At 35.7% G+C, this 1385-nt stretch carries 2 rRNA genes; both read right to left on the bottom strand.

The annotated features are described in order from the left end of the window. Positions 1 to 1012: 1012 nt before the first annotated feature. Positions 1013 to 1127, bottom strand: a 5S ribosomal RNA gene (gene rrf, locus C7Y70_RS19735). 63 nt (positions 1128 to 1190) lie between these two features. Beyond that, positions 1191 to 1305 (bottom strand): 5S ribosomal RNA (gene rrf, locus C7Y70_RS19730). Positions 1306 to 1385: the final 80 nt, after the last annotated feature.

Here is a 1385-nt window from a genome sequence, read left to right as displayed (position 1 = left end):
TAAAGATTCGGTTTTAAGTGAAATCTGGACACTTTTAAATTCATTGATGAAACTTAGTTCATCTAACTGCGTGGCGGTTAAAATAAAAAGCAACTCAAGCCAAGTTAATCCTTAACTTGAGTCGTCTTTTTGACAACATCTTCACACACAATTATAAAGATTCGATACTAAATTTATTCATAAACATGTCGAAACTCATTACCGAACTTTTGGTTTTAAGTTGCAATAACATCTTCTGTTCATCGCCATACTTGTTACGTACAAATTTAGAGTAAAAGCTCTCATCTGACAACTGATAAAATTAAATCCAATAGATGAAAAAAATTAACTCATCCACAGCTAAATATAAATTGATTCTTAACAAATAGGGTTAATGTAAAAATTCATTATTTAAACACTCCGTGTTTACCAAAGACTCAATAACTTGAGGAACTGAAACTATCAAAATCTAATCGCTATACATAAGAGTTTTGTGAACGCGCAATTGGGCTTGTTATTTCACAACAGCATGAATCCCCCTTTTCAGGGGTGCACTTTTAACTGTTTCAGATTAGCTGGGGTGTACTAGAAAAACACTCAGAACATAGTTTAGGAAATCTCTAGCTCAACGGTCTAATCTATGATCTTACATTCAATCAGCTGAAGAGCGAGCTGCTGCTTTAAACTTTTAAAAATAAAAAAACTCAAAGCGAACGGATTATATTGTGAACAAGCTGCAGCTTATTTCGCCCAAGTGGAGCTCGGTCGCGAATAGTGATAAGCGCAGCTTTGTATTAGCTGTTCGATATAGTCATTGTTATAAGCATTAAGAGCTGCTAGGCAATGCTATTTCATACGTATTGAACTTAATTGATAAAATCTTAGGGCTAGAATGTATTTCGCATAAACATTGCTCGCTTTAGTGTATTTTATCAAGGGAATGGTAAACCGGATCACTTAATTAACTGTGCAGCTGAGAGCACAAAACACAAAAAAGCCCGGCTCTTTCGAGTCGGGCTTTCTTTAATTTGAATCCTGGCAATGACCTACTTTCACATAACAAATGCTACACTATCATCGGCGCTGTTTCGTTTCACTACTGAGTTCGGCATGGGGTCAGGTGGGTCCAAAACGCTATTGTCACCAAGAAAATTCTTTTCAATTTTCTTATTATTAATTTTTAAGGTTAAAGTTCTTCAACTTAATTTGGAGCCTGGCGATGACCTACTTTCACATAACAAATGCTACACTATCATCGGCGCTGTTTCGTTTCACTACTGAGTTCGGCATGGGGTCAGGTGGGTCCAAAACGCTATTGTCACCAAGCAAATTTGGTGTAAGTTCGATTTAATCAAACTTACTAAAATTTGGAATTTCTGATAATAAAGTCTTCAAGTATCTACTTT

The organism is Pseudoalteromonas sp. KS88 (assembly GCF_004766475.1).
Classification (GTDB): domain Bacteria; phylum Pseudomonadota; class Gammaproteobacteria; order Enterobacterales; family Alteromonadaceae; genus Pseudoalteromonas.
This window is presented reverse-complemented; position numbering and strand designations above follow the sequence as displayed.